The organism is Streptosporangium jomthongense (assembly GCF_042650425.1).
Taxonomy (GTDB): Bacteria; Actinomycetota; Actinomycetes; order Streptosporangiales; family Streptosporangiaceae; genus Streptosporangium.
In genome coordinates this window covers 1-4,288 of record NZ_JBHSBC010000055.1, presented here as the reverse complement: position 1 = coordinate 4,288, position 4,288 = coordinate 1, and the positions used below count along the sequence as shown (strand labels likewise).

The following is a 4,288-nucleotide window of genomic DNA, read 5'->3' as shown; positions in this document are numbered from 1 at the left end:
ACCGGGGACGGTGTGGGAGAGTAGGTCGCCGCCGGACAATCTTTTGCGGGGGTCATCCTTTGGGGTGGCCCCCCTTTTTTTTGTTGTGGGGTGGTGTGTGGGGGTGGCTGTGGGCCTCCCCCTTTTTTGTTTGTGTTTGGCTGTTGGGGGTGTGCCCTGGTTGTGGGTGGGGTGGTGTTCCAGGCGGGGGTGTCTGGGGTGCGGGGTGGCTGGCGGCTGCCCCTTTTGTGTTTGGCTCCTGGGTTCCAGGGGTGTTTTGATGGAGTCAGCCGGCACGATCGTGGCCGGCCAGGGCTTCTTTGACGAGGCCTTCCTCAACGTTCCTCGGGGAGACGGTCAGCTGCGGTTCAGGGCGACCTTGAGGGCGCCGCTGCGTGCCGGGTCGGCGAACACCTCGTATGCCTGCTCGATGTCGTCGAGGGCGAAACGGTGGGTGATCATGGGGCCGGTGTCGAGTCGCCCGCCGCTCAGCATGGTCAGCAGGTCCGGGGTGGAGAAGGTGTCGACCAGGCCGGTGGTGATGGTCACGTCGCGGATCCACAGTTCCTCCAGGTGGAGAGTGGCGGAGCGGCCGTGGACGCCGATGTTGGCCAGATGACCGCAGGGGCGGATCAGGGTGGCGCACAGTTCGAAGGTCTCCGGCAGCCCGACGGCCTCGATGACCACGTCGGCGCCGAACCCGCCGGTCAGCGAGCGCACCACCTCCGACGGGTCGTCTTCGGGAGAGGCGGTGACATCGGCGCCGAATCGCCTGGCGGCCTGCAGGCGGGCCTCGGCGGTGTCGATCGCGATGACGTTGGCGGGAGAGTACAGACGGGCGGTGAGGATCGCTGCCAACCCGATCGGCCCCGCTCCGACGACGACCACCGTGTCTCCGGGTTTGACCCGGCCGGCCAGCACACCGACCTCGTAGGAGGTGGGCAGGATGTCGGCGAGCAAGACGGCGGCCTCGTCGCCGATCTCGGGGGTGAGTCTGTGGGTGGACAGGTCAGCAAGGGGCAGCCGGGCGTACTGGGCCTGCACGCCGTCGACGCGGTGGCCGAGGATCCATCCGCCGCCTCCCAGGCACTGGCCGTAACGTGCCCGCCGGCAGTAGTGGCAGCGGCCGCAGGCGGAGATGCACGAGGCCAGGACACGGTCGCCGGGCCGTAGTTCTGTAACGGCGTCGCCCACGTCGACGACGGTGCCCACGGCTTCGTGGCCCAGGATCCGTCCCGGTTTCACCTCGGGGACGTCTCCGCCGAGGATGTGCAGGTCCGTGCCGCAGATCGTCGTGGTGTCGACCTGGATGATCGCGTCCCGTGGGTCGGTGATCGCCGGATCGGGGACCTCGGTCCAGGTTTTCTTGCCGGGGCCTTCGTACACCAGAGCCTTCATGATTTCTCCTGCTCGTTTCTCCGATGCCGGGGGACGGCCTGTTTCGGTCACCGTCCGGCAGGACTCCTTCTCAGCGTGCGTGGGAGGTGGACGGTCCGGTCAGTGGCCAACGGTCATGCGTCGCGGGACAAAGGTCCCGGTGCTGTGGAGTGGCGTTGACCCGGCCGTTTCCCACAACGGTGGATCGGCGCCACGTCACCGGACGAGTCGGCTGCCTACGATGCGCGGAGGAACCGTGGAAGGCGGTGTGGCAAGGACCAAGGTCGGTGGGTTCCGGGCCGAAAGGCGGCTCCCACGTCGGGTCCGTTGTTGATGGACTGAACAGGGAGAGGAGCTGCGATGACGAAGGTTCTGGTGGCCTACGGGTCCACACGCGGTTCCACCCGGGAGATCGCCGGATGGATCGGGCAGGTTCTCGCTGAACAGGGGCTGGAGGTCGAGGTCCGGGCCGCCGCCGGGATGAAGGACGTCGGCGGCTACGACGCGGTGGTCCTGGGCGGTGCGGTCTACTACGGCCGCTGGCACCGTCATGCCCGTACCCTGGTCCGGCGTTGCGCGGGGCAGCTGGCGCAGCGGCCTGTCTGGTTGTTCAGCAGCGGCCCGCTGCAGAGGGTCGATGATCGGGACGTGTCTCCGCCCGCGGGGGCGGAGCGGGCCAGGCGCAGAGTCGGTGCCCGGGAGAACGTCGTCTTCGGCGGCTGCCTGCGTGCTGACGCCAAGGGCTTTCCGGCCGCCACCATGGCCAAGACCGCGGCCGGGGACTTCCGCGATGCCGAACGGGTACGCGCCTGGGCCCGCGACATCGCCTACGACCTGAAAGCGGCAGGCTGACAGAGCCGAGTGAGCCATCGCCTTTTCGGCTCCACTTCTGACGAACGGGGACGAGGGTTACGTGGTGGGTCGCGTGTTTCCCGCATGAACCGGTGCCGAACGGAGGCGGAAGGTCCCACGCCGGGAGGACCTTCCGCCCTGCTGGAGCGGCCGCTCTGCGCCGACGATGGAGACGGAGGTGACAGGCCATGAGCGAGACACGCGAGGTCGTGGTCGGTTATGACGGTTCGGACTTCTCCATGCAGGCCCTGGAGTGGGCGATGGACGAGGCCGAGCTCAGAAAGCTGCCGCTGACGGTGGCGCACGCCTGGCGGTGGCCGTATGGGGAGACCGGCGAGGAGGCCAGGTCCCATCTGCGCAAGGCCGCAGAACACGTGCTCTACCACGGCGCCGACTGCGCCCGTTCGTGCAGTTCGATCACCGAGGTCACCACCGACCTGTACGAGGGGGCCGCCGCCGAGCGGCTGACCGAGCTGTCGGCCGGCGCCGAGCTTGTGGTGGTCGGGTCACGTGGCATGGGGACGCTGGCCAGGACTGTGGTCGGGTCGGTGGCCGGTTACGTGGCGGCCCACGCGCGCTGCCCTGTGGTCGTCGTGCGCGGGCCGGGGCCGATCCCGGTGCCGTTGCACCGTGGGGCCGTGGTACTGGGGATCACCGATGACACCCCCGACGTGGCGATCGCCTTCGCCTTCGACGAGGCGGCGTTGCGGGGCCTGGATCTGCTGGCGGTACACGCGGGACACATCCGGGCGGTGGCGTGGGGAACGGCGATGCCGCCGGTGTCCGACGTGGAGATCACCACGCACATGGTCGAGGAGGACCTGCTGCGGCGGCTGCGGCCGTGGCGTGACAGCCATCCGGCGGTGCCGGTGCGGACCCGGTTCGTCACCGCCTCGGCGAAGGAGGCGCTGGTGGAGTTGTCCCGGGAGGCGAGCGTCGTGGTGGTCGGCGGAGCCCGCGCGACCGGCAGGCTCGGCTCGGTGACCAGGGCGGTCCTGCGGCACGGAGCGAGTCCCGTGGCGGTCGTCCCGGTGACGGAGAGCATGCCGCAGGCCGGATCCGCTCCTCCGGGCGAGAACTGAACGCAGAAACGACAGGAAAGGGGAAGGTCATGACGTTGCAGGTGAAGGACGTCATGGGGCTGGTGGCCATCGCGGTCCGCCCAGAGGCGACGTTCGCCGAGCTGGTGGCGACCATGCGCCACTTCAAGGTGGGTGCCGTGGCGGTGATCGACGCCGAGGGCCGCCCGATCGGGATGGTGTCACAGGACGATCTACTGCTGAAGGAAATCGACATACCAGAGAGCGGGAGGCTGTTCGAGAGCCGTGCACGGCGCCGGGAGTACGACAGGGCCGCGGGGATGACCGCCGGCCAGATCATGTCCAGTCCGGCGCTGACCGTCACCCGCCAGACTCCGGTGCGGCAGGCGGCCCGGTTGATGCACACCCATCGGATCAGACAACTGCCGGTGATCGACGCCGCCAGTGGCAAGATCGCCGGTACTGTGCACCAAGCCGACCTGTTGAAGGTCTTCATCCGACCGGCCGCCGACGTCCTGGCGGATGTGACAGGGGCCGTGATCAGCCTGGGGGCGGATCCGAGGGCACTGACGATCACCGTTGAGTCCGGCGTGGTCCGGATCGAGGGACGACTGGCCAGGCGTTCGCAGATCGCCGCACTCGTCGAGGCCGGACGTCGGATCGAGGGAGTCGTCGATCTCGACGCCGACCTCACCTACGACCACGATGATCTGGTGAGGATCTCGCCAGTGCACCTGTGAGGACGCCCACGGCGGTCACAGGGGGGCTGTTCTGATGGGGGTCGGCTCCGCCCCGGTCGCCATGGAGGTACCGGGGACGACGCCTTCGGCATGGTCGTCTTGAGGGGCGATGCCGACGAACACCGGTGCTCTTCAAGAGGCGGTGCCTGAGAGCCGTCACGGTCCCTCTCGGGGACGAAGCGTCGGTATTCAGGAGCTGAAGCCTGTTCCGGTAGGGGAGAGCAAGGATCATGTCCACGGATGCGAGACTTTCCATGTGGGGAGGATCGAGCCCGGTGGCCTGCTGCCGCACCTGAGACT

At 68.4% G+C, this 4,288-nt stretch carries 4 protein-coding genes; 3 read left to right on the top strand and 1 reads right to left on the bottom strand.

Annotated features, from left to right (window positions below):
- Positions 1-336: 336 nt before the first annotated feature.
- Positions 337-1,377, bottom strand: coding sequence for a zinc-dependent alcohol dehydrogenase family protein (locus ACFOYY_RS40200; RefSeq protein WP_386196616.1), 1,041 nt, complete (start codon positions 1,375-1,377; stop codon positions 337-339).
- A gap of 339 nt (positions 1,378-1,716) precedes the next feature.
- Here ACFOYY_RS40200 and ACFOYY_RS40195 point away from each other — a divergent pair, with 339 nt between their 5' ends.
- The 3 genes from ACFOYY_RS40195 (at position 1,717) to ACFOYY_RS40185 (ending at position 3,988) form a co-directional block, all read left to right on the top strand.
- Positions 1,717-2,208, top strand: coding sequence for a flavodoxin domain-containing protein (locus ACFOYY_RS40195; protein WP_352011738.1), 492 nt, complete (start codon positions 1,717-1,719; stop codon positions 2,206-2,208).
- 188 nt (positions 2,209-2,396) lie between these two features.
- Positions 2,397-3,290: a universal stress protein gene (locus ACFOYY_RS40190; protein ID WP_362785711.1), complete on the top strand. Its 894-nt coding sequence runs from the start codon at positions 2,397-2,399 to the stop codon at positions 3,288-3,290.
- A gap of 29 nt (positions 3,291-3,319) precedes the next feature.
- Positions 3,320-3,988, top strand: a complete 669-nt coding sequence (locus ACFOYY_RS40185; RefSeq protein WP_386196612.1) for a CBS domain-containing protein — start codon at positions 3,320-3,322, stop codon at positions 3,986-3,988.
- Positions 3,989-4,288: the final 300 nt, after the last annotated feature.

Bases quoted from the DNA above. Each gene is read 5' to 3' on its own strand.
- ACFOYY_RS40195 (WP_352011738.1), top strand. From the start codon at position 1,717: ATGACGAAGGTTCTGGTGGCCTACGGGTCCACACGCGGTTCCACCCGG.
- ACFOYY_RS40200 (WP_386196616.1), bottom strand. From the start codon at position 1,377: ATGAAGGCTCTGGTGTACGAAGGCCCCGGCAAGAAAACCTGGACCGAG.
- ACFOYY_RS40190 (WP_362785711.1), top strand. From the start codon at position 2,397: ATGAGCGAGACACGCGAGGTCGTGGTCGGTTATGACGGTTCGGACTTC.
- ACFOYY_RS40185 (WP_386196612.1), top strand. From the start codon at position 3,320: ATGACGTTGCAGGTGAAGGACGTCATGGGGCTGGTGGCCATCGCGGTC.